We start from the raw sequence: 23,198 nt of genomic DNA on the forward strand, positions 1-23,198 counted from the left end.
CGCCGGATGAAAGGACGCCGTTCGCCGCCTTCACGTCATCGATCGGCCACGCCACACGCGGCTTCGACGATGACTGCACCCCCATGCCGACCCGCCGTTACGGGCCGTGAAACGCGAACAGTCTTGGCGAGATGGACGCAAAAGCCATGCCACCGATCCGATGCCAATTCGTCCCTCCCCCGTGAGACGGAGGAGGAGAAGGATGAGTTAGCGATTGGCCCGAGTGACGGCAGCGTTCAGCAGGAGGTTGGCGCCCGGCACCGAGCGGGTGAGCTCGATCGCCTCGTTCACGTTGTGGCTGATACCCTCGAAGCAGGGCGTGAAGATCATCGCCGTCGGCGCCATCGTGGCCACCGCATAGGCATCGTGGCCGGCCTGGCTGCGCATCTCGCGATACGGCAGGCCAAGCTCGTCGGCGGTCGACTTCAGCAGCTCGATACATTCCGGCGCGAACAGCTCGCTGCCCCAGCTCCATCCCTCGGCGACCTCGATCTCGACATTGGCCTTCTTCGCCGCTGCGGCGATCGCGGCATCGACCTCGGCGCGCATCGCCTTGAAGCGGTCGCCATCGATATGGCGGAAGTCGATGGTGAGCTTGACCTGCTCGGCATAGGTGCCGGCCAGGTTGGGGAAGCTCTCGATGCGCGTCGTCGTGGTGCGGCCCTCGTCAGCGGCATAGGCGAGGCCGATGTCGTTGACGGCGGCGATGACGTAGCCGGCGCCGACCAGCGCATTGCGCCGCTGCGCCATCGGCGTGCCGCCGGCATGTCCGGTGTCGCCGTTGATCGTGAGCCGCAGCGCCTGGGTCTTGTAGCCGCCCACCACGATGCCGATGTCGCAGCCCTCGCGATCCAGCACCGGCGCCTGCTCGATGTGCAGTTCCAGATAGGAATCGAATTCGCGTCCCACCGGCGCGGCGCCAGCGTAGCCGATCTCGTCGAGCGCCTGCTCGACCGTGATGCCGGCATCGTCGGTGGTGGCCAACACGCTCTCGAGGGTTATCACCTTGGCGAAGGCCATCGAGCCCATCATCGGCGGGTTGAAGCGCGCGCCCTCCTCGTTGGTCCAACAGATGACCTCGATGCCGCGCTTGGTCTGCAGGCCGCGATCGTTCAAGGTCCGCACGACTTCGAGGCCGCACAGTACGCCCAGAATGCCGTCGTAGCGGCCGCCGCAGATCTGCGTATCGAGGTGGCTGCCGATCGCGACCGGCGGCAGCGACGGGTCGGTGCCAGCTCGGCGCGCGAAGATGTTGCCGAGACGATCGATCTCGACGGTGCAGCCCGCCGACTTCGCCCAATCCACGAACAGGTCGCGCATCTGCTTGTCTTCGGCAGACAGCGCGAGGCGGCGCAGGCCGACGTCGCGGAAGCGTCCGATCTCCGCCGACCGCTCAAGACTCTCCCACAGGCGCTCGGGATTGACCTCCAGGACGTTTGCGACCATGCGGCGCTCCTTTTGCGTGCGGCTTTCTGAACGGGTGGTGGCATTCTAACCAAGAAGCGTGCCAGCCAGCGAAAGCGACGAAGACATCATGGACGACGATTACGATTACATCATCATCGGCGGCGGTTCGGCCGGCGCGACCCTCGCCGCCCGGCTGAGCGAGGATCCTGCGCTGCGGGTGCTGCTGCTCGAAGCCGGCCGCGACTTCCGGACCGCCGAGACGCCGCACCATCTGCGCATTCCCAATCCGCTGCGCGCCATCGGCGACGACAATTACCGCTACCCGAAACTGCTGGCGCGTCGGACCGAGCGCCAGGAACCCAAGCTGCTGTGGCGCGGCCGCGCGATCGGCGGCAGCTCGACCATCAACGGCCAGATCGCCATCCGCGGCATCCCGGAGGATTTCGAGGACTGGGCCTCGATGGGGGCCACAGGTTGGGACTGGAATGCCTGCCTGCCCTATTTCCGTAAGCTCGAAACCGACATGGATTTCGGCGACGCGCCCTATCATGGCAAGGATGGCCCGCTGCCGGTCTATCGCGCCCCGATCGATCAATGGGGCACCGTCGACCGCGCGCTGCGGGAAGCCGCGCTGGCCCTCGGCTATCCCTGGTGCGACGACCACAATGCGCCGACGGGCGGCGGCGTCGGGCCCTACGCGATCAACAGCCGCGAGGGACTGCGCATCTCGACCAATGACGGCTATCTCGAGCCGGCGCGCGGTCGTCCCAATCTCACGATCGTCGGCGAAGCCATCGTCGACACGCTGCAATTCGAAGGCAATCGTCCTCATGTCAGTGGCGTGCGCGTGCAGATCGGTGGCGAGGCGCGGCACGTCCGGGCCCGGCGCGAGGTCATCCTGTCGGCCGGCGCGATCCATTCGCCGGCCATCCTGCAACGGTCCGGCATCGGCCCGCGCGACTGGCTCGGCGCCCTGGGCATCGAGGTCGTGGCCGACCGGCCGGTCGGCAAGCACCTGCTCGATCATCCGATCCTGGGCCTGATGCTCGAGCTGCGCGACGATGCGCGCGTGAGCACCTTGATGCATCGCCACACCAACTGCTGCCTGCGCTACTCCTCGCTGCTCGGCGGCGCCGGCGTGAACGACATGATCATGATCGCCGGCAATCTCAGGCCGGAGGAAGATGGCGGCACGGCACGCGCGCGCCTCGCCGTCTCGGCCTTCCAGGCCTTCAGCGAAGGCACGGTCCGCATCACCACGCGCGACGCCGGCATCGACCCGCAGGTCGACGAACGCATGCTTTCCGACGAAAGCGATCTGTTACGCATGCGCGACGGCGTGCAGCGGATGCGCGACCTCTGCCTGCAGCCCGCCTTCAAGGCGATCTCGACGCGGGTCGAGTACGGCACGACGGGACGTTCGATCGAGGACCCGTTCGAAGCGCAAGCAATGGACGATTGGATGTTCACCGAATGCTCAGACGCCCAGCACGCCAGCGGCACGTGCCGCATGGGTGCACCGGACGATCCGCTCTCGGTGGTCGATCCCGAGTGCCGCGTGATCGGCTGTTCGGGACTGCGGGTGATCGATGCGTCGATCATGCCGACCGTGGTGCGCGCCAACACGCATTTCACGACCGTCATGATTGCGGAGAAGATGGCGGACGAGCTGAAACGCTCTCGTCCGCAGAACGCCTCCTAGCCGCGGATGTCCTTGGCGCGCGCCTTGTTGACGGCGTCGGTGCAGTTCTGGCCCTTGAGCGGCGCCCGGATCTTCCAGCACATCGTCTCGTCGTCCCGGACGATGCCGGAATTGCAGTAGAAGACGTCCTTCCTCTTCTGCAGCCAGATGCCGCCGGGGACGGCCGCCTTGACCTCGTAGCCATCGGCCAGCAGGTCCCACGCCGCCACGCCCGGCCGTTCCTGATGCTGCGAGGCGCAGGTCGAATCACCTGCGGCCAGGGCCGCCCGAGGGGCCGCCGCGAACTGCGCCTCGGCGCGCGCGACGGCCGAATCGCCGAACAGGAAGGTCTGCGCCAAGAAGTAGGCCGCGAGCGCGACAACCGCCGCGGCCACGCCCGAAACGATGAGTTTCTTGTTCATTGCCATATCTCTAATTCTTGCACTTCGATGGCAACCTTTCAACCGGCCTGCCCGGCATCAGGCGAGACTCTTCGAGGCGATCTCGAAGACATCGCGCGACAGGCCAGGTTCCGCGACGATGCGCTGGAGCTCGTGCTTCATCAGGGCCTGCCGGTCCTTGTCGTAGCGCCGCCAGGCGCCGAGAGGCCCGAGCAGGCGGGCCGCGATCTGCGGATTGAGCTTGTCGGTCGCCAGGACCTGGTCGGCGAGGAAGCGATAGCCCCCGCCTCCTGCCGCGTGGAACTGCACCGGATTGCCCGACGCGAAGGCGCCGATCAGCGAATAGACCCGGTTGGGATTCTTGCGATCGTAGGACGGATGGTCGACCAGGCGCTTCACGCGTTCCAGCGCTCCCTCGGTCGGCGTCCGCGCCTGGATGCCGAACCACTTGTCGAGCACCAGCGCTTCGTCCTTCCAGCGCTCGTAGAAGGACGCGAGCGCCGCCTCGCCCTCGGCGCCGCCCAGCTCCGCGAGCACGGTGAGGCCCGCGACCTGCTCGGTCATGTTGGTCGCGCTCTCGAAGTAGGCGACCGCCCGCCGCCGCGCCGCCTCGCCTTTGTCGGTCGAGAGATACTGGAGCGCGGTGCTGCGCAGACGCCGGCGTCCGACCTCGTCGGGCGTGAAGCGATACGGCCCGGCGGCGTGGCTCGCGTCGTAGGCAGAACTCCAGCGATCGGCGAGACGATCCGACAGCACCGACCGCACGCGCTGCTGCGCGGCCCACAGACCGTCGATGTCGATCTCCGGCATGAGTTCGCCGAGAAAGGCGAGGCCCGGCAGGGCCACCGCGTCGGCGATGAAGGAGCGATCGAGCCGCTGGTCGTCGAGCGTGCGGCGGATGGCATCGACGTAATGATCCGGCACGACCAGGGGCTGGCCGGCCTTGCGCGCCGCGACTAGCTGGAGGATCAGGCGCGCGCCGAGCTGCTGGCCGGCTTCCCAGCGTGCGAACGGATCGCTGTCATGCGCCATCAGGAAGGTCAGCTCGTCGTCGGAGCGTGGCGCCTCGAGCTTCACCGGCGCGGAGAAGCCGCGCAGAAGCGACGCGACCGGCTTCTCCGGCACGTCCTCGAACACGAACACGTCGCTCGGCGTGCGCACGTCGAGCACGAGCGTCGTGCCGCCGGCATTGGCTTCGCCCGAAAGCCGCAGCGGCAGGTCGCGGCCCGCACCGTCGAGCAGGCCGACCGAAAGCGGAATGTGCATCGGCTGTTTTTCGGGCTGGCCCGGCGTGGGCCGCAGGCTCTGGCCGACCGTCAGCGTGTAGCGCTTGCCCGCGGCGTCGTAGCTGCCGTCGACCTTGAGGTCCGGCGTGCCGGCCTGGGCGTACCACAGGCGGAACTGCGTGAGGTCCACACCCGAGGCGTCTTCCATCGCGTTCGCGAAGTCGTCGCAGGTCACGGCCTGGCCGTCATGGCGCTGGAAGTAGAGGTCGATGCCCTTGCGGTAGCGCTCCGGCCCCAGCAGCGTGTGCATCATCCGCACCACCTCGGCGCCCTTCTGGTAGACGGTCGCGGTGTAGAAGTTGTTGATCTCGATATACGAGTCCGGCCGCACCGGATGGGCCATCGGCCCCGCATCCTCGGGGAACTGGCCGGCGCGCAGGCGGCGGACATCGTCGATGCGCGCATCGGCGGCCGAGCCCATGTCGGCCGAGAACTGCTGATCGCGGAAGACGGTCAGGCCTTCCTTGAGCGAGAGCTGGAACCAGTCGCGGCAGGTGACGCGATTGCCCGTCCAGTTGTGGAAATATTCGTGGGCGATGACGGCCTCGATCGAATGATAGTCGAGATCCGTCGCCGTCTCCGGATTGGCGAGGACGAGCTTGGAGTTGAAGACGTTCAGCCCCTTGTTCTCCATCGCGCCCATGTTGAAGTCGTCGATGGCGACGATCATGAACGTGTCGAGATCGTATTCGAGACCGTAGACATCCTCGTCCCACTTCATCGACTTCTTGAGCGACTCCATCGCATGGCCGCAGCGCCCGACATCGCCGGGGCGAACGTAGATGCGCAGCGTGACCTCGCGGCCCGAGCGCGTCGTGAAACGGTCCTCGAGACAGTCGAGGCGCCCCGCGACCAGCGCGAAGAGATAGGACGGCTTGGGAAACGGATCTTCCCAGGTGGCGAAGTGCCGGCCGCCGTCGAGCGCACCGCTGTCGACCAGGTTGCCGTTGGACAGCAGCACCGGCACCAGCGGCCGGTCGGCCGCGATGCGCGTGGTGTAGCGGGCCATCACGTCGGGACGGTCGAGGAAGTAGGTGATGCGGCGGAAGCCTTCGGCCTCGCACTGGGTGCAGAAGAGATCGCGCGATTTGTAGAGGCCGGTGAGCTCGGTATTGTCCTGCGGACGCAGGCGCGTCGTGATCTCGAGCGTGAAGGCGTCGGGCACGCCGCGAACCGTCAGCGTCTCCGGCGTGACCTCGTGGACAGCGGGCTTGCCCTCGAGCCGGACCGACACGAGTTCCATCTTCTTGCCATCGAGGATCAGGTCCGCGGCCCTGGTCGCCGCTGCAGGATTGCGACGTACGGCCAATCGCGCGACGACGCTGGTCGTCTCCTGTCCCAGATCCACGTCGAGATCGACGGTATCGATCAGGAACGGCGGCGGCGTGTAGTCGCCCCGGTGAATCGCCCGCGGACTGGCGGTCATGTCCTTGCTGATATCCATGGTTCCTCAATACGACAGCCGCGCCCTCCACGGAAATCGGGCTTGCCCCTGGTGACGGTTCGCCGCAATCCTCAGCCATGGAAGCGCGGTTCCCGACCGGACCGCGCGAATGTGGCACGGGGGCCGTGCCGCAAACCCGCCACATGGCCGCTTTAGGCCTCCAGCAGGCTTCTCGAGTGCGGATGACGATTGGAACTTTGGCAGCACGGACCCTGGGCGCGGGATTGGGATTGCTGCTCCTTTCCGGGTGCGACGCGATGCGCGCGGATTTCGAGCGTCTCACGACGCCCTCGCCGCCTGCGTCCGCGAGCGCGCGCAAGACGACGGCTGCCGTCAAGCCGGCAGCGGTGCGCGTCGCGCCCAAGCCTGCCCCGGCCGCCGACGCCGTTAGTCCGGAGACCTCTGCCCCGGTTGCGCCGCCCGCTCCTGTCGCCGCCAGCGCCCCGCCGCCGGTGCTCACGGGCTACCGGGAGTCCGAGTTGCGCGCGATGCTGGGGCCGCCGACCAGCGAGGAGGTGCACCCCCCCGGCAAGCAGTGGCGCTATCGCACCGGCAGGTGCACTCTCGACATCCAGCTCTACCCGGATGTCGAAACCAAGCAGTACGGAACCCTCGCGTACAAGGTGAAGAGCGATGACGACACAGACGAAGGACGACGGTTCTGCCTGGCCCAACTCCAATCCCGGCTTCCCGCAGGACGCTGAGAGCGAAACCGGCCGGCGGGTCCGAATCGCCTTCGTGGAAGACGACGACGACTTCCGCGAGGCCGCGAGCGGCGAACTGGGCGACCATGGCTTCGACGTCACGGCCTTCGCCGACGGCACCGGTCTCGTCGAATTCCTGGAGACGGCCGACGACATCGAGATCGTCGTGCTCGACTGGAGCCTGCCGCGCATCTCCGGCATCGACCTTCTACCCCGGCTGCGGCGCGCCGGCATCAATCTGCCGGTGGTGTTCCTGACCGGCCGCAGCGAGCCCAACTACGAGCAGATCGCCCTCGATCGCGGCGCCATCGACTTCGTCGACAAGTCGCGCGGCGTGCCGATCCTCGCGCGCCGCCTGCGCCTGATCGCCGATCGCGCCGGCAAGCCGATGGCGGCCGATGGCGAAGGCAACTTCCATTGCGGGCGCCTGCTGCTCAAGCCCGCCGTCAGCCGTGCCTACTGGAACGAGACCGATCTCAACCTGACGGTCACCGAGTTCAAGATCGTCCATACGCTCGCGGCCAATGTCGGCAGCTATGTGAGCTACCGCGCCGTCTACGACTGCATGCACTATGTCGGCTTCATCGCCGGCAGTGGCGAGAACGGCTACCGGACCAATGTCCGTTCCTGCATCAAGCGCATCCGCAACAAGTTCCGCGCGATCGATCCCGAGTTCGGCGAGATTCAGAACTACCAGTCGTTCGGCTACCGCTGGGGCAAGGACTAGCCTGGCATGAGGCAAAGGCGCCCTAAGAATGGGTTCCGTCGTCTCGACCGGAGCACCGAAGGTGTGGAGCCTGCCCCAAGGCTTCCGAGGGGCGCTCCAGTCGAGACGACGGTGCCTCTCCTTGGCGAACCTTAGGCCCGTGGAGCCTCTGCTGCGCCGCCTCGCCGCTTCGCTGACGCTGAAGCTGGTGGTGCTGATCGGCCTGTTCGTGGCGCTGCCCATCGTGCTCTACGGCCAGTTCGAAAGCGCCGACAGCCAGATGCGGAACCTGGTGACGCGCGCCATCCAGGATCGCAGCGCGCTGATCGCCGAAGCGCTGGCGCCGGTGCTGCGCGATACCGATCCGGCAGCGCCCATGAACATGAACCGCGAGCTCGAGAAGTATGCGAGCAGCGGGACCGTTCTGAAGCTGATGTACCAGCCGCCCGCGGCGCGTTCGGCGAGCCGCTTCTTTCTCGTGGGCTCGGCGCCACCGCTCGCGCCTGAGGCGGTGAGCGCGGAACTTGAGGAACTGAGCCAGCGCGGCCTCCTGCAGCGCCTGTCCGAAGCCTGCACGTGGAACGCTTCCGACGAGATGCGCTACCGCCGTGCCGACGGCACGGTCGAGTTGCTGACCTCGATCATTCCGATCCGCGCCCGCGGCAATTGCTGGATCCTGACGACGACCCACGTCGCGTCGGATTTCCTCAACACCTCGATCGGCCGCCCCTACTGGGAAACGCGCGAGGTCCGCATCGCCGCCGCGATCTATCTCGGCGGCGCGCTGCTCGCCGTCCTGGTGGCGCTGGGGATGCGTCTCAGCCTGCGCCGTTTCCGCAACGTCGCCGACGAGATCGCACTGGGCCGCGCCGCCGATGCGACCTTCGTCGAGCGCAACACCGTGCCCGAACTCGCGGGCGTGGCGCGCGATTTCGACCGCCTGGTCCATGAACTCCGCCGGGTGTCGCGCGAGATCCGGCAATCCGCGGAGGACAATGCGCACTCCTTCAAGACGCCGCTCGCCGCCGTGCAGTCGGCGCTGCGTCCGGTGCACCGCGCCGTGCCGGAGCAGGATCAGCGCGCCCGGCGGGCCCTCGAGATCGTGGACTCCTCGCTGGCGCGCCTGCTCGGCCTCGTGAATGCCGCGCAGCGCCACGACATGGGAACGGCCGACATGATCGACGCGCCGCGCGTGCCGACCGAACTCGCGCCCCTGGTCGAAGAAGCGGCGCGGCATGTCCAGGAGATCGTCGCGGTGCGCGAGATCGGCCTTGTCCTGAGGCTCGATCGCGGAATCGCCGTTCGCACCGCGGCCGGCATGATCGAAGCCGCTCTGCAGGCCGTTCTGGAGAATGCCATCAGCTTTTCGCCGGGCGGCACCACGGTGACCGTTTCGCTGCACGCGTCCGCCGACACGGTCGAACTGACGGTCGAGGACGAAGGGCCCGGCATCGACGACGAGAAGATCGACCGCGTGTTCGAACGCTACTTCTCTTCGCGTCCCGACGATGGCATAGGCAGCGATCGCAGCGTCGAGCATTCGGGTCTCGGCCTCTGGATCGTGCGCCGCAACGTCGAGGCATTGGGAGGCCAGGTGAAGGTCGCCAACCGCCCCGCCGGAGGTCTGTCGGTCAGGATGGTGCTGCCCCGGTTCGTCGTCCACTAGCCGGCTTTCGAAAGGTCAGGAGATCATGAGCGCCGTCACCGCAGCCAAGAGAGTGAGCACGCCGCAGATCCGCGCCCGCAAGGGCGGCGAACCGATCGTCTGTCTCACCGCTTACACCACGCAGATGGCACGCTGGCTCGATCCGCATGTCGATCTCCTGCTGGTCGGAGATTCGCTGGGCATGGTGCTCTACGGGTTCGACAGCACGCTGCCCGTGACGCTCGACATGATGATCGCCCACGGCTCCGCCGTGATGCGCGGCTCGAGCCACGCCTGCGTGATCGTCGACCTGCCGTTCGGCAGCTACCAGGCCAGTCCGCAACAGGCGTTCCACAGCGCTGCACGCATCATGTCCGAGACCGGCGCCAGTGGCGTGAAGCTCGAGGGTGGCGAGGTCATGGCCGAGACGGTGCGCTACCTCACCCAGCGCGGCATCCCGGTCTGCGCCCATGTCGGGCTGATGCCGCAGGCCGTGAACGTGGCCGGCGGCTTCAAGGCGACCGGTCGCTCCGAGGAGGAAGCGCAGCAGGTGGCCCGCGATGCCGAGGCGATGGCCGAGGCCGGCGCCTTCGCGATCGTGCTGGAAGGCACGCTGGAGCCGGTGGCCGCCGCCATCACCAGGTCGCTGCCGATTCCGACCATCGGCATTGGCGCCTCGCCGGCCTGCGACGGCCAGATCCTGGTCTCGGAGGACGTGTTCGGCCTGTTCAGCGATTTCACCCCGCGGTTCGTGAAGCGCTATGCCGATCTCGGCGGAAAGATCGCCGAGGCGGCCGCCGCCTACGGGGCCGATGTGCGGGCTCGACGTTTTCCCGCGATGGAGCATTGCTTCCTGCCCAAATCCGGTGGTCAATCCCGTTCCTAGGGAGGAAGCAACCGGATGGAGAGTTTCGACTACGTGATCGTGGGGGCCGGTTCGGCCGGCAGCGTGCTGGCCAGCCGGTTGAGCGAGGATCCCAAGGTCACGGTCTGCGTGCTCGAAGCGGGCCCTCGCGACTGGCACCCCTTCATCCATATCCCGGCCGGCTTCATGTACACGCTGGTCGATCCCAAGGTGAACTGGCTCTACAAGTCCGAGCCCAGCGAATGGACCGGCGGCCGTGCCATCGCCGCCCCGCGCGGCAAGACATTGGGCGGATCGAGCTCGATCAACGGCCACATCTACAATCGCGGCCAGCGCCTCGACTTCGACGGCTGGGCGCAGCGCGGCAATCGCGGCTGGGGCTACTCCGACGTGCTCCCCTACTTCCGCCGCAGCGAGCACCGCATGGCAAGCGATGCCGACGCCACCTTCCGCGGCAGCGAGGGCAACCTGCCGATCACCGACCTCGAATGGCGCGATCCCCTGTGCGAGGCCTTCATCGAAGGCGCCGTGGAGCAAGGCATCCCGCGCAATCCAGACTACAACGGCACGAAACAGGCGGGCGTGAGCTACGTCCAGCGCATCATCAAGAACGGCCGCCGGGTCAGCGCCGCCCGCGGCTACCTGCATCCGGCCATGTCGCGGTCCAACCTCACCGTGCGCACCCACGCGCAGGCGACGTCGATCGTCCTTGAGGGCAAGCGCGCCGTGGGCGTGCGCTACCGCAAGGGCGGGCGCAACGGCACGGCCATGGAGATCCGCGCCACGCGGGAAGTGATCCTGAGCGGCGGCACGGTGAACTCGCCGCAGCTCCTGCAGCTCTCGGGCATCGGCCCGGGACCGTTGCTGAAGTCGCTCGGCATCGAGGTGAAGCACGAGCTGGCGGGGGTCGGCGAGAATCTGCGCGATCATTACGCGCCGCGCTTCGTGGCGCGCGTGAAGAACGCCATGAGCATCAACGAGCGCTCCAAGGGACTGCGCCTGGCCGGCGAGGTCCTGAAATACGTCACGACGCGCAAGGGCCTGCTGACGCTAAATCCGACACTGATCTACGTGTTCTGGAAGTCCGACGAGAGCATCGAGAACTACGACCTGCAGCTCACCTTCACCCCCGCCAGCTACAAGGAAGGCGTTCAGTCGACGCTCGACGACTTCCCCGGCATGACCATCGCTTCGTGGCAGCAGCGGCCCGATTCGATCGGTTACGTCCGCGCCCGCTCGGCCGATCCGTTCGAGCATCCGATCATCCAGCCGAACTATCTCGCCGCGGAGAGCGACCGTCGGGTGCTGCTGGCCGGCATGAAGCTGGCGCGCCGGCTGCTGGGCTCCAAGGCGCTCAGCAAATACTACGATCGCGAGGAATTCCCCGGCGCCGAGAAGCAGTCGGATGCCGACCTGATGCAGGCCGCCAAGGAGCGCGGCACCACGACGTTCCATCTGATGGGGTCCTGCCGCATGGCGCCCGACACCGACCCGACCGCCGTCGTCGACGACCAGCTGCGCGTCCGCGGGCTCGAAGGGCTGCGCGTGGTCGATGCCTCGATCATGCCGACCATGCCGTCGGCGAACCTCAACGCCTCGGTCCTGATGATCGCCGAGAAGGCGGCCGACATGATCCGCGGCAAACCCGCACTCGACGCCGTGATGCTGAAGGACTGATGGCCGACGAGGCTGCCACCGAGGCCCTCTCGGCGCTGGTACCGGCGACCCTGCGGGCATTGCACGCCATCGAGTTCGCCAGCCGGCACCTCTCGCCGCACACCCTGCCGCAGGTCGTCGAGGCCCTCGCCGGCCGCAACGACGATCTGGCGCCCGCGCTCGCCACCTCGCGCGCCCTGGACTGGCCGGGCCGGCTGGCGCCGGTGCGCGATCACCTCGAACGTGCGGCGGTATTTGCCGCCGAGGCGATCCAGGGCCTGCTCGCCGCGCCACAAGCACCGCAACCGATCATGGCGGCCTATGGCAGCCTGCGCGGCTATCCCCGGGCCTGCGAGGCGCTCTATCCGCTGTCGCCGTTCCTTCGGCCCATCGGCAACTTCTTCCTCGAACAGCCGGCGCGCAGTGACGCGGACCTGCAGGCGCGTCTGGCCGCTGCCGATCCGACGCGGGAAGACGTGGGCTTCATGCATGTCGGCGGTCCGTCCGGCACACGCGGCGCCTTCTCGCTGTACGTGCCGGAATACTACGACCCTGCCAGGCGCTGGCCGCTGGTCGTGGCCCTGCATGGCGGCAGCGGCAACGGCGGCGCGTTCCTGTGGAGCTGGGTGCGCGAGGCGCGCACGCGCGGCTTCATCGTGCTGGCGCCCACGGCCTCGGGCAATACCTGGTCGCTGATGGAACCGGAGATCGACGGGCCGCTGATCGACCGAATGGCGACCGGCGTCGCCAATGACTGGAACGTCGATGCCTCGCACCAGCTCCTGACCGGCATGAGCGACGGCGGCACCTTCACCTATGTCGTCGGCCTCGACGGCGAGTGCCGCTTCACCCACCTCGCGCCGGTCGCCGCGAGCTTCCATCCGATGCTGATGACCGCCGCCGATCCCGATCGCGTCCGCGGCCTGCCCGTCCACATCGTGCATGGAACGCAGGACTGGATGTTTCCACCGGAGATGGCCCAGGGCGCAGAGCGCGCGCTGAGGCAGGCCGGCGCCGACGTCACCTATCGCGAGATCGCCGACCTCTCCCACACCTATCCGCGCGACGAGAATGCGCGGATCCTCGACTGGTTCCTGCCCCGCGCCACCTAGAGCCCCATCATCTCGCGGGCGCGGCCGAGGATAACCCGCGGGCAGCGGCGTCGGCACTGTCTTCCGGTCGCGTGTTGAATGCGATCGAAGCATTTGGCGCGCACCGATGAACGGCGTTGATGATGCTCTCGAACAACAAGAGACTTTTGGGCGGCAGTCGAACGCCGGCGCCGACGACGATGCAATCGTACGGCGCGGTGCTGAGCCGCCGTTCCAGAGTGGGAGCGGCCGTCGCGTCGGGTTCGACCAAGCAGGCCTCGGCATGCCAGCCGCGATCGGCCATTTGCGTCAGGGCCAGAGCAATTCCCGCATGAATCTTCTCTGCAGTCATGCCCGGCGGCAGTGCGGGATCTGAAAAGTCGACGGCTTCGGGCCGTAGCCCAACGAGCAAAACGCGTGTCATGTCATCTTCCCCCTTGAGCGCGGCTACACCGATGTGAACGCCGGGCTAGGAACGGCGCTCCTCGTCCACGCCGACCGGTGAAAGAACGCCGGTCGTGACCGCCGGCGGCGGCACCTTTCCGGCAAGCCGCAGGGTGCGCTCCAGCAGCAGTTCGTAGATCGGCCGGCCGCCCAGCGCCTGCGATACGGCGTTGGCCGTCACGCAGGTTACGATCAGCGGCAGGATGAGCGCGTAGCCGTTCGTCAACTCTGCGGCGAGCACGACGCCGACCAGCGGGGCGCGAATCGACGCTGAAAACAGCCCCCCCATCGCGGCGATGGCAAAAGCAGCGCCCGCCAGGGGCGGCAGCGGCACGGCCATCTGGAGCAGCGATGCCGCGATCAGGCCGACCGTGGTGGCCAGGGTCAGCAGCGGCGCGAAGATGCCGCCGGGAACGCCCACCGGATAGCTCAGCATGACGCCGACGAAACGCAGCAGGCACAGCAGCAGCAGGATCTGGATCGGCAGGTTGCCGGTGACGATACCGGGGATCAGCAGCTCGCCGCCGCCCACCGCCTGCGGCAGCACCAGCGCCAGTGCGCCGATTGCGGCGCCGACCACGAGGGCCGGCACGTACGGCACCCTTCGGAACGTGTCCGCTACCCAGTCGAGCAGGAACAGCAGCGTGCGATTGAAGACGATACCCAGCCCGCCCAGGAACACGCCCAGCACCAGGAAGGCCGGCAGCAGCGACAGCGGCATCTCCGCATTGTCGAGCTTGAGTTGTGGCGCGGTGCCGCCCACCAGCTCCATGCCGATGGCGCTGGTCGCCGAGGCGATGATGACGGCGGTGTAGGAGCGCAAAGTGTAGCGGAACTGCTTGCGTGTCTCCTCGACGACGAAAAGGATCGCCGCCAGAGGTGCGTTGAAGGCCGCCGCGAGGCCGGCGGCGGCGCCCGCCGCCAGCAGACCGCGCAACTCCGCTTCGCTGAGCTTGAAGCGCTCGGAAATGGCCTGCGCGATCGACGCGCCCATATGAATGGTCGGACCCTCGCGTCCCGCCACGAGGCCCGACGACAAAGCGAGCACGCCGCCGACGAACTTCACCGGCAGGATGCGGCGCCAGCGCACTTGGCGTAACCCTTCCATGGCGCCTTCGATTTCCTGCACGCCGCTGCCGGCCGCTTCGGGCGCAACCGAGCGCGTGAGTAAGAAGGCCGCCACCAGTGCGATGGCAGCCGTGGCGGCCGCTGCGGCCAAGGTGAGGGGCCCGTGCCCCATGTACGCCACCAGCCACGAAGGCCACCGGACCAGCGTATCGACGACAAGATGGAAGGCGGCTCCCAGCACACCGGTAGCCACCCCACAAAGGGCCGCGAGCACATAAAGCAAAGCATCGGGGATCGATTGCTCCGCCGGCCGATCCCCTGAACTCACGCCTGCCCTCCCTTGCTGCGGTGCAATAATGCCCGCCGGGGGAGGCGTGTCAAAGAATCAGCGAGTCAGGACGATGTCGCTGAGGTCGCTGCGCACTTCCCAGTGATGCCGTTCCAGTTCGGGATCGAGATGTTCCTCCGCCGGCAGGCCAAGGCAGAGATAGGCGACGAGGTTCCAGCCGGCCGGAACATCGAGCGCCCGGGTCACCTTCTTCGGATCGAGGATCGAAACCCAGCCCATGCCGATGCCGTCGGCGCGCGCAGCCAGCCACAGGGTCTGGATCGCCGCGACCACGGAATAATGCAGCGTCTCCGGCATGGTCTGCTGGCCCAGCCCGCTGCCGGTATGGGTGCCGTCGTCGGAGAAGACCGCGAGATGGACCGGCGCTTCCTTGAGGCCGGCCAGTTTCAGGCCGGCATAGATCGCGTGCTTCTCGCCGTCGTAACCGGCAAGCGCTTCCTCGTTCGCCTGCGTGAAGCTCTCGACCACAGCGAGGCGACGCGCCGGGGATTCGACATGCACGAACCGCCAGGGCTGGCTGAGCCCGACCGACGGCGCGTGGCTTGCCACTTCCAGCAGCGCGTCGATGCGCTCGCGGGGGATTGGATCGGTGCGGAACCGCCGCACGTCGCGCCGCCACAGAACCAGTTCGCGAAACTCGGCCCGGAAGGCCGCGTCGAAATGCGGATGCGTCGCCATCAACTCCACCGATCGTTTGTCCTAACCTGCCCGAACGCGCCGGGTTCCGACGTCTTGGGGCGCGTCCGCGTTTCAGATAGGGTCCGGAAAGGCGCCTGTCGACGCGCTTCCTCGCGGCGGGCACGAAGATTCGATGCGAGCGCGCGGCTCTTCGAATTCACACCCCCGCCCCGATTCGGTGCTACGAGGTGAGCGAGCTCTCTACGAGGAAGCCATGACCGATCCATCGCGCAGGTCCTTCATCGCCGGCAGTGCCGCGCTCGCCGCCACGGTCGCTTGCGATACGCCGGCCCAGGCGCAGACGACCCGTATCACCGGCGGCACCGAATCGGCCTTTCCGTCCGCCGACGCGCCGGGTTCGAACGAGGGCGGCTACAACATCCTGTTCATCCTGACGGACCAGGAGCATTACATGGGTCCGGGCTGGCCCATACCGCTGCCGGGACACGAACGGCTGCGCACGACGGGAACCTATTTCGAAAATCACCAGATCGCGGCGGACATGTGCTCGGCCTCGCGCGCGGTGATCTATACGGGCCTGCACATGCCGCACAACGGCATCTTCGACAATGCCGGCGTGCCCTACATGAAGAGCCTGGATTCGTCGTTGCCGACCATCGGCAAGATCCTGCGCAAGATGGGCTACTACACCGCCTACAAGGGCAAGTGGCACCTGAACGGCGCGATGGCGATGGAGAACCACGCCGACGACATCAAGACGCTGTTCGAGACCATGATGGATCGCGACTACGGCTTCTACGACTATACCGGCGTCGGCGACTTCATCGAAGGCGCGCAGGGCGGCTACCAGTACGACCAGATCACGGCGGCGCAGGCGATCCAGTGGCTGAAAGCGAAGGGCCGGCCGATGACCGACCGGAATCAGCCCTGGTATCTCGCGGTGAACCTCGTGAATCCGCACGACGTCATGTGGGTCAACACCGACAGACGCGGCGAGAAGCCGGTTCAAGCCATCGAGGCCAAGCTCAAGATCGACTATCCGCCGGACGATTCCTTCTATCGGCGCGAATGGAACGAGATCCCGCTGCAGAAGACCTGGCAGCAGTCGCTCGACACACCCGACCGCGTGCCGGCGCATCGCATCTACAAGGGCGCCAATGCCATCCTGACCGGGCTGATCCCGCAGGAGGAATGGCGCATGCGGCTGCGGCAGAACTATTACTTCAACGCCATTCGCGACGCCGACCAGCAGATCGTGCAGGTGCTGGAACAGCTCGACCGGCTCGGCCTCACCGACAAGACCATCGTGATCTTCACGTCCGATCACGGCGAGCTGCTGGCCAGCCATGGCGGCCTGCAGGGCAAGGGCACGACCACCTACCGCCAGCAGAACCACGTGCCGATGCTCGTGGTCCATCCGGAGATCAAGGGCGGGCAGAGCTGCCGGGAACTCACGTCGCATCTCGACTTCGTGCCGACCATCGTCGCGATGACGGCAAAGTCGACGGCGCCGGTGGCCGACACGATGAAGCAGATGAAGGGCCAGGATTTCTCGCCCCTGCTGCGCCAGCCGGTGAACCCCGCCTTCACGCAGCAGCGCGGCGGCACGCTGTTCTGCTACAGCCAGCTCATGGTGCACGACGCGAATTTCACGCGGACGCTCTACGAGACCCTGCAGGACAAATCGATCGCGCGATCCGAGCAGTTCAAGAAGATCGAATCGTTCCCGGTCGACTGGAAGCTGCGCGTGTGCATCCGCTCGATCGTCGACGAGCGCTACAAGTTCAGCCGCTACTTCTCGTTCCACGGCTTCAACACGCCGGCGACGCTGGAGGAACTGCGGGCGAAGAACGATCTCGAACTCTACGACCTCGCGAACGATCCCGACGAGATCGTGAACCTGGCCCACGATTTCGAGCACAACCGCGACCTGATCGCGATGATGAACGGCAAGTTGAACGCCCTGATCGCCCGCGAGATCGGCGCCGACGACGGGCGCTTCATGCATCTCGACCGGTGGATCGACTGGAAGGATGCACGGCCCAGCGCCGTCAATCTCTGAGGCGATGCTGAGGGCTCGTGTCTGATCGTACTTTCTTCGGCGCTCCCGGACATCGCAAAGCGATGTCCTGACGCTCCGGGGGCCGAGCTTTGCTCGGCCCTACGTACCGCAGAAGGTCCTGTAGATACCCTGGTCGGCCGGCGCCGGTTCGGCATACGCGGCGAATTCCGGCCGCTCCTCGAACGGTTTGGCCAGCACCGCCAGCAACTCCTCGAAGGGCGAATAATCCTCGCGTTCGGCGGCGGCTGTCAGCGCCAGCTCGACCCGGTGATTGCGCGGAATGTAGAGCGGGTTTGCGGCATGCATGGCCGCTCGCCGGCTGGACCCGTCCTGCGCCTCGCGCGACAGGCGGTCACGCCAGCGCGGCAGCCAGGCGTCGAACGCTTGCGGCTTGTCGCCGAACAGGCGGCGCACCCCGGCATCGGACGCGGCATCGGCGGCGACGTCTCCCAAGCGGCGGAAGGTGAGCGTAAAATCGGCCTGCCCGTCGGTCATCGCGTTGAGCAGGTCCTGCGCCAGCGCGGCATCGCCCTCTTCCTCCGCGAACAGACCGAGCTTGCGGCGCAAACCGCCGACCAGGGCGGCGACGTAATGCTGGCGGAAGGTCGCGAGGGTCTCGTTGGCGATCGCCAGGGCCTTGTCGCTGTCGTCGGCCAGCAGCGGCAGCAGGGTCTCGCCGAACCGCGCCAGGTTCCAATGGGCAATGCCCGGCTGATGCGCATAGGCGTAGCGGCCCTGCTGGTCGATCGAACTGAACACCGTCTCGGGATTGTAGGCGTCCATGAAGGCGCACGGACCGTAGTCGATGGTCTCGCCCGCAATCGAGCAATTGTCGGTGTTCATCACGCCGTGGATGAAGCCGACCAGCAGCCACTTGGCCACCAGTGCAGCCTGGCGGCCGATGACGCCTTCGAACAGCGCGCGATAGGGTGCGGCGGCCTCGCGCGCCTCTGGATAGTGCCGTGCAATCACGTGGTCGGCGAGCAGGCGCAACGCCTCGGTATCGCCGCGCGCGGCGAAGAACTGGAAGGTGCCGACACGCACGTGGCTCGAGGCGACGCGCGTCAGCACGGCGCCCGGCAGCTCGCCGTCGCGCCAGATTGGCTCACCCGTGGTGACGGCGGCCAGCGAGCGCGTCGTGGGAATGCCGAGCGCGGCCATCGCCTCGCTCACGATGTATTCGCGCAGCACAGGCCCGACCGCGGCGCGGCCATCGCCGCTGCGCGAAAAGGGGGTGGGGCCCGAACCCTTGAGCTGGATGTCGCGGCGCCGACCGTCGCGGTCCACGACTTCGCCCAGCAGGATGGCGCGCCCGTCGCCGAGCTGCGGCACGAAGTTGCCGAACTGGTGCCCGGCATAGGCCAGCGCGATCGGCTCCGAGCCCGGCGCGACGCGGTTGCCGGCCAGCATCTCCACGCCCTCGGGTGAGGCCAGCGCGGCAGGCTCCAGGCCGAGCTGCAGCGCGAGCGCCTCGTTCAGCTTCACGAGGCGCGGTGCCGCCACCGGCGTCGGCGCCAGCCGGGCATAGAACCGCTCCGGCAGCTTCGCATAGCTGTTGTCGAACGGCAGTCCCGGCAAGGCGTCCATTTTCCTACTCGTCGTAGCGCGCGGTGGTGATGCCGCTCATGCGGTCGTAGTGGAGCGAGATGTTCTGCAGGGTGCAGAGGTTCAGGTACCCCCAGACGGCGGGCGGACCGCCATCGGCGAAGGTGACCTTGAGATCGCCCATGCACCAGTCGGTCGGCGCCCGATAGGACACTTCGCGTGCCTCGCCCGGCCGGATGACCGGTGGCCGCAGGAAGTTCGGCCCCCACATGTTGAGCTGGGTCGGCGAAACCGAGAGCTGGGCGATCGGATACTCCATCGAATTCTTCAGCCGGAAGGTGGTTTCCTGGGCGGAGGCCTGCCCGGCGAAAAGGACCAGGACGGCGGCGACCAGACAATGCAACTTTGACAAAACAACCTCACAGCGATCGATGGGTTGCGGGTGACTCTGTCGCAGATCGCCGAAGCGCGCTAGAGGGGGATGCATGACGCTGCTGATCAGCCACCCGTCGTTCCTCGAGCACGACACCGGCGACTATCATCCGGAGCGGCCCGACCGGCTGCGGGCGGTGACGGCGGCCCTGGCGGACGAGGAATTCGACGGCCTCACACGGCTGATCGCCCCCGCCGCCACCATCGAGCAGCTGACGCGCGTCCATCCGCTCTCCTATGTCGACGCTATCCTGGGCATCCGCCCGCCACCCGGCGAACTGGTCCATGTCGATGCCGACACCGTGATGAGCACCGGCAGCGCCAATGCCGCGCGCCATGCCGCCGGGGCCGTCGTGGCCGCCGTCGACGGCGTGCTGGGCGGCCAGGCCCGCACCGCCTTCGCGGCCGTACGCCCGCCCGGCCATCACGCCACGCCCGACGTGCCCGGCGGCTTCTGCCTGTTCAGCAATGCCGCAATCGGCGCCCTGCATGCGCGGGCCGCCCATGGCGTCCGGCGCATCGCCCTGATCGACTTCGACGTCCATCACGGCCAGGGCACGCAGGCCGTGGTCGAGACCGATCCCGACCTGTTCTATGCCTCGACGCATCAGTATCCGCTCTATCCCGGCACAGGCTCGCCGCGCGAACGCGGCATCGACGGCAATGTCGTGAACGTGCCCCTGTCCGCCGGGACCGGCAGCCCCGAATTCCGCGCCGCCTGGGCCGACCGGCTCCTGCCGGCGCTCGACAATTTCGCACCCGAACTCGTCATCGTCTCGGCGGGCTTCGACGCCCATCGCCGCGATCCCCTGGCCCAGCTCGACGTCGAGACCGAGGATTTCGTCTGGCTGACCGAGGAGCTGCTCGCCATCGCCGATCGCCATGCCCAGGGCCGGCTCGTGTCGGTCCTGGAGGGGGGCTACGATCTCGCGGCGCTTGCCGAATCCGTCGCCACGCATGTGCGGACATTGATGCGCACCTGAAACGACTTGCGGGTGTAACGGTCCCGGGCGAACTTCTCGCTGCGTGAAAAATAACAGCTACTGCATTCTCATCGGCACTCTGCTTTGGGTCGCCGCCGCTGTGTCCGCCGGGCCGACACTGGCGGCCGGCGGTGCCCATGTCGTCGACGATTCCGAGGTCGAGACTCCCGGCACCTGCCACGTCGAACTCTGGGCAGCGGAATTCGTGCCGGGCGACGGCTACGCCAACGTCGCACCGGCCTGCACCACCCTGAAGATTCCGTGGCTCGAGATCGGGGCGGCCTACGCCCATTACTGGGATCAGGTGATCTCCGGACCGCTGATCGGGCCGCAGATGAAGATCAATTTCCAGCCCGCATCGAAGGGCGTGGGCTTCGGCCTGGGCCTCAACGCCGCCGTCAATACGCGAACCGGCGAGCTGGGTCTGGCAGGCCTGACCGGGCTCGTGACGATTCCCGTCACGGAAAAGTTCAGGGTCAACGTCAACGGCGGATGGAGCTACCTGGACAGCGACAATCCCACCGCGTTCTTCTGGGGCGGCCAGGTCGAGGTCGACGTCGGCTGGGACGTCACGCTCATGATGGAAGCCTTCGGCCGCCAGCCCGGCGTGATCGGCAACCAGATGGGCCTTCGCTACACACCGGCCGCCCATCCCAGGTTCGATTTCGACCTCCTCGTGGGGACCACCTACGATGTCGTGAACACCAAATTCTTTACGTTGGGTGTAACCGTCAGGTTCTGAAATCGTCACAGGGCGGTAACGCTGCCCATGTGATACCGAGCCGCCCATGACGACGAGACGATCACCCTCCGAAACACGGACCCGCCGGGCCGCAACGGCCATCGCCGCGGTCGCCGCAGTCCTGCTCGCGACTGCGCCCGCGCGAGGCGACGAGCCCGACGCACCACGCTCGGGATTCTATGTCGGCGGCCATGTCGGCTATCTCTTCGGCAATGCCACCGCCACCTTCGCCGATCCGATCCCCGGCGCGACCGCCGGCGGCACGACACCTTACGGCACCGTGTTCGGCGGCGTGCAGGCGGGCTACGAGCACTACTTTCCGTCCCGGCTGATGCTCGGCCTCGAGCTCGACATGTCTTTCCCCGGTGCGCAGGATCTCGGGCAGGTCATGTCGTACCGGGCGACCGGGACAGCCACCGCCAACCAGCAACTCGAATATCTCGCGACCCTGCGCGGCCGCGTCGGCTACGCGCTCGATCGGTGGACGCCCTTCGTCACCGGCGGCATCGCCTGGGCCAGCACGCGCACCGAGCGCATCGATCTCACGACGGGCAACGACGACGCCACGCCAGGTAATGTCCGCGCAGGCTACGTGCTGGGAGCCGGCGTCGACTACCGATTGGACTCGAAGTGGTCGGCGCGCGCGGAACATCTCTACACCAGCCTGCCCCTGAACGGCTTCACCTTCGCCGCGCCGTCACGCTACGATTCGCTCTACGACCTGCACCGGGTCAGGGTCGGCCTGAACTACAAGTTCGGCGCCGCCGACAAGGATCCTGACGACAAGCCCGATCGTGGGCCGGGCTCGTGGGAAATCCACGGCCAGACGACCTTCATTTTCCAGGGCTATCCACCGATCGCGGCGGCCTATTCGGGCGCGAACAGCCTGCCGGCGGACGGACAGAGCCGCGAGACCTGGACGGTCTCGGCCTTCCTCGGCGTGCGGCTCTGGCAGGGGGGCGAGCTCTACTACAATCCCGAACTGCTGCAGGGCTTCGGAGTCGCCAACACGACGGGCGCCGGCGGCTATCCCAACGGCGAGGCGCAGAAGTCGAACTTCCCCTACCCCCGCTACAACACCTCGCGCCTGTTCCTGCGGCAGGAGATCGGGCTGGGCGGCGAGCGCGAAAAGGTGGAAAGCGAATACGGCCAGCTTTCGGGCGAGCGCGACGTCTCGCGCGTCACGCTGCAGATCGGCAAGTTTTCGGTGAAGGACCTGTTCGACGGCAACACCTACGCCGAGGATCCGCGCATCGACTTTCTCAACTGGTCGATCTGGGCCTCGGGCGCCTTCGACTATCCCGCCGATCGCCTGGGCCTCACCTGGGGCTTCGCCGCGGAACTCAACCAGCCGAGCTGGAGCCTGCGCGCCGGTTACTTCCTCGTGGGCAACGAGCCCAACGCCAACACGTTCGATACGGCCCTGTTCGTCCGCGGCGGCTATGTGGCCGAACTGGAGCTGCGCTACCGGCCGTTCGACCGGGCGGGCGCGGTGCGTCTCGGCACCTGGATGAACAGCGCCTTCTCAGGCTCCTACAACGAGGCCGTCGCCCTTGCCGCGCAGACGCCCGGCCTGACCGCCAACGACACGATCGACCAGACGCGGCGCGGCCGCACCAAGTACGGGCTCTACCTCAATCTCGAACAGGAGATCACCGACGATATCGGCCTGTTCGGCCGTTTCAGCTGGAACAACGGCGCGTCGGAGATCATGGCCTTCACCGACATCGACACCAGCATCTCGCTCGGTGCCTCGATCAAGGGCACGCGCTGGGGCCGGCCCGACGACAGGATCGGCATCGCGGGCGCCCTCAACTCCATTTCGGCCGATCACAGCAATTACTTGGCCGCCGGCGGCCTCGGCGTCCTGGTGGGCGACGGCGCCCTCACCTATGCCTCCGAAGCGGTCGTCGAGACCTACTATGCCTTCCAGATCGTAAAGGGCGTCGTGGCAACTGCCGACTATCAGCTGCTGGCCAACCCCGCCTACAACGCGGTGCGCGGCCCGGTCCACGTCTTCAGCGGACGGCTCTCGGCACGGTTCTGAA

Annotated in this window: 19 protein-coding genes; 11 read left to right on the plus strand and 8 right to left on the minus strand. The window is 67.1% G+C overall.

The genetic code is table 11. The features are described from left to right. Positions 1–207: 207 nt before the first annotated feature. Positions 208–1,446: a Zn-dependent hydrolase gene (locus tag ACP15H_RS20880; RefSeq protein WP_425068062.1), complete on the minus strand. Its 1,239-nt coding sequence runs from the start codon at positions 1,444–1,446 to the stop codon at positions 208–210. Positions 1,447–1,531: 85 nt separating this feature from the next. Between ACP15H_RS20880 and ACP15H_RS20885 the strand changes: the two genes are divergently transcribed. After that, entirely contained in the window at positions 1,532–3,109 is a 1,578-nt protein-coding gene (locus ACP15H_RS20885) for a GMC family oxidoreductase (protein WP_425069942.1), read from the plus strand. Here ACP15H_RS20885 and ACP15H_RS20890 read toward each other — a convergent pair. Continuing rightward, positions 3,106–3,510, minus strand: coding sequence for a hypothetical protein (locus tag ACP15H_RS20890; RefSeq protein WP_425068063.1), 405 nt, complete (start codon positions 3,508–3,510; stop codon positions 3,106–3,108). The genes ACP15H_RS20885 and ACP15H_RS20890 overlap by 4 nt on opposite strands. A 57-nt stretch (positions 3,511–3,567) precedes the next feature. Beyond that, positions 3,568–6,219 (minus strand): aminopeptidase N, encoded by a 2,652-nt coding sequence (gene pepN, locus ACP15H_RS20895; protein WP_425068064.1) that lies wholly within the window; start codon positions 6,217–6,219, stop codon positions 3,568–3,570. Between the two features lie 182 nt (positions 6,220–6,401). On the opposite strand from pepN, the gene ACP15H_RS20900 reads away from it, so the two are divergent. The 6 genes from ACP15H_RS20900 to ACP15H_RS20925 all read left to right on the plus strand — a co-directional run bounded on the left by ACP15H_RS20900 (position 6,402) and on the right by ACP15H_RS20925 (position 12,907). Continuing rightward, on the plus strand, positions 6,402–6,923 hold the full coding sequence (locus tag ACP15H_RS20900; protein ID WP_425068065.1) for a hypothetical protein: 522 nt from the start codon (positions 6,402–6,404) through the stop codon (positions 6,921–6,923). Then, entirely contained in the window at positions 6,853–7,650 is a 798-nt protein-coding gene (locus ACP15H_RS20905; protein ID WP_425068066.1) for a response regulator transcription factor, read from the plus strand. Before ACP15H_RS20900 ends, ACP15H_RS20905 begins: the two co-directional genes overlap by 71 nt. 139 nt (positions 7,651–7,789) lie before the next feature. Beyond that, a complete protein-coding gene (locus tag ACP15H_RS20910) occupies positions 7,790–9,295 on the plus strand; it encodes a sensor histidine kinase (RefSeq protein ID WP_425068067.1) in 1,506 nt (501 codons plus the stop codon). Between the two features lie 25 nt (positions 9,296–9,320). Next, a complete protein-coding gene (gene panB / locus ACP15H_RS20915; RefSeq protein WP_425068068.1) occupies positions 9,321–10,160 on the plus strand; it encodes a 3-methyl-2-oxobutanoate hydroxymethyltransferase in 840 nt (279 codons plus the stop codon). Positions 10,161–10,175: 15 nt separating this feature from the next. Continuing rightward, positions 10,176–11,816 (plus strand): GMC family oxidoreductase, encoded by a 1,641-nt coding sequence (locus ACP15H_RS20920; protein WP_425068069.1) that lies wholly within the window; start codon positions 10,176–10,178, stop codon positions 11,814–11,816. Then, the gene (locus tag ACP15H_RS20925) at positions 11,816–12,907 is read left to right on the plus strand and encodes a phospholipase (protein ID WP_425068070.1); all 1,092 of its coding nucleotides are present in this window, start codon (positions 11,816–11,818) and stop codon (positions 12,905–12,907) included. Before ACP15H_RS20920 ends, ACP15H_RS20925 begins: the two co-directional genes overlap by 1 nt. 7 nt (positions 12,908–12,914) lie before the next feature. Here ACP15H_RS20925 and ACP15H_RS20930 read toward each other — a convergent pair whose 3' ends face one another. The 3 genes from ACP15H_RS20930 to bluB are packed head-to-tail and all read right to left on the minus strand — an operon-like array spanning position 12,915 to position 15,425. Continuing rightward, positions 12,915–13,310 (minus strand): hypothetical protein, encoded by a 396-nt coding sequence (locus tag ACP15H_RS20930; protein WP_425068071.1) that lies wholly within the window; start codon positions 13,308–13,310, stop codon positions 12,915–12,917. Between the two features lie 45 nt (positions 13,311–13,355). Next, on the minus strand, positions 13,356–14,726 hold the full coding sequence (clcA, locus tag ACP15H_RS20935; protein ID WP_425068072.1) for a H(+)/Cl(-) exchange transporter ClcA: 1,371 nt from the start codon (positions 14,724–14,726) through the stop codon (positions 13,356–13,358). Positions 14,727–14,783: 57 nt separating this feature from the next. Next, entirely contained in the window at positions 14,784–15,425 is a 642-nt protein-coding gene (gene bluB / locus ACP15H_RS20940) for a 5,6-dimethylbenzimidazole synthase (RefSeq protein ID WP_425068073.1), read from the minus strand. Between the two features lie 214 nt (positions 15,426–15,639). On the opposite strand from bluB, the gene ACP15H_RS20945 reads away from it, so the two are divergent. After that, positions 15,640–17,448: a sulfatase-like hydrolase/transferase gene (locus ACP15H_RS20945; RefSeq protein ID WP_425068074.1), complete on the plus strand. Its 1,809-nt coding sequence runs from the start codon at positions 15,640–15,642 to the stop codon at positions 17,446–17,448. Between the two features lie 99 nt (positions 17,449–17,547). Here the strand turns inward: ACP15H_RS20945 and ACP15H_RS20950 are convergent, their stop codons facing one another. Further along, complete coding sequence (locus ACP15H_RS20950; protein ID WP_425068075.1) at positions 17,548–19,035, minus strand: protein adenylyltransferase SelO; 1,488 nt, start codon at positions 19,033–19,035, stop codon at positions 17,548–17,550. Positions 19,036–19,039: 4 nt separating this feature from the next. Next, the gene (locus ACP15H_RS20955) at positions 19,040–19,405 is read right to left on the minus strand and encodes a hypothetical protein (protein ID WP_425068076.1); all 366 of its coding nucleotides are present in this window, start codon (positions 19,403–19,405) and stop codon (positions 19,040–19,042) included. Positions 19,406–19,478: 73 nt separating this feature from the next. Here ACP15H_RS20955 and ACP15H_RS20960 point away from each other — a divergent pair, with 73 nt between their 5' ends. Genes ACP15H_RS20960 through ACP15H_RS20970 form a run of 3 tightly spaced genes read left to right on the plus strand, consistent with a single transcriptional unit; the run spans position 19,479 to position 23,197 of the window. Further along, positions 19,479–20,408 (plus strand): histone deacetylase family protein, encoded by a 930-nt coding sequence (locus tag ACP15H_RS20960; RefSeq protein WP_425068077.1) that lies wholly within the window; start codon positions 19,479–19,481, stop codon positions 20,406–20,408. A gap of 43 nt (positions 20,409–20,451) precedes the next feature. Beyond that, entirely contained in the window at positions 20,452–21,150 is a 699-nt protein-coding gene (locus ACP15H_RS20965) for a hypothetical protein (RefSeq protein ID WP_425068078.1), read from the plus strand. A gap of 46 nt (positions 21,151–21,196) precedes the next feature. Continuing rightward, positions 21,197–23,197, plus strand: a complete 2,001-nt coding sequence (locus ACP15H_RS20970; RefSeq protein WP_425068079.1) for a carbohydrate porin — start codon at positions 21,197–21,199, stop codon at positions 23,195–23,197. The last annotated feature ends 1 nt before the right edge of the window (position 23,198 follow it).

The organism is Reyranella sp. (genome assembly GCF_965249915.1).
Taxonomy (GTDB): domain Bacteria; phylum Pseudomonadota; class Alphaproteobacteria; order Reyranellales; family Reyranellaceae; genus Reyranella.

Coding starts and splice junctions, on each gene's coding strand:
- panB (WP_425068068.1), top strand. CDS start 9,321: ATGAGCGCCGTCACCGCAGCCAAGAGAGTGAGCACGCCGCAGATCCGC.
- bluB (WP_425068073.1), bottom strand. CDS start 15,425: ATGGCGACGCATCCGCATTTCGACGCGGCCTTCCGGGCCGAGTTTCGC.
- ACP15H_RS20880 (WP_425068062.1), bottom strand. CDS start 1,446: ATGGTCGCAAACGTCCTGGAGGTCAATCCCGAGCGCCTGTGGGAGAGT.
- ACP15H_RS20925 (WP_425068070.1), top strand. CDS start 11,816: ATGGCCGACGAGGCTGCCACCGAGGCCCTCTCGGCGCTGGTACCGGCG.
- ACP15H_RS20945 (WP_425068074.1), top strand. CDS start 15,640: ATGACCGATCCATCGCGCAGGTCCTTCATCGCCGGCAGTGCCGCGCTC.
- ACP15H_RS20890 (WP_425068063.1), bottom strand. CDS start 3,510: ATGAACAAGAAACTCATCGTTTCGGGCGTGGCCGCGGCGGTTGTCGCG.
- ACP15H_RS20930 (WP_425068071.1), bottom strand. CDS start 13,310: ATGACACGCGTTTTGCTCGTTGGGCTACGGCCCGAAGCCGTCGACTTT.
- ACP15H_RS20970 (WP_425068079.1), top strand. CDS start 21,197: ATGACGACGAGACGATCACCCTCCGAAACACGGACCCGCCGGGCCGCA.
- ACP15H_RS20900 (WP_425068065.1), top strand. CDS start 6,402: ATGACGATTGGAACTTTGGCAGCACGGACCCTGGGCGCGGGATTGGGA.
- ACP15H_RS20905 (WP_425068066.1), top strand. CDS start 6,853: ATGACGACACAGACGAAGGACGACGGTTCTGCCTGGCCCAACTCCAAT.
- ACP15H_RS20920 (WP_425068069.1), top strand. CDS start 10,176: ATGGAGAGTTTCGACTACGTGATCGTGGGGGCCGGTTCGGCCGGCAGC.
- ACP15H_RS20960 (WP_425068077.1), top strand. CDS start 19,479: ATGACGCTGCTGATCAGCCACCCGTCGTTCCTCGAGCACGACACCGGC.
- pepN (WP_425068064.1), bottom strand. CDS start 6,219: ATGGATATCAGCAAGGACATGACCGCCAGTCCGCGGGCGATTCACCGG.
- ACP15H_RS20950 (WP_425068075.1), bottom strand. CDS start 19,035: ATGGACGCCTTGCCGGGACTGCCGTTCGACAACAGCTATGCGAAGCTG.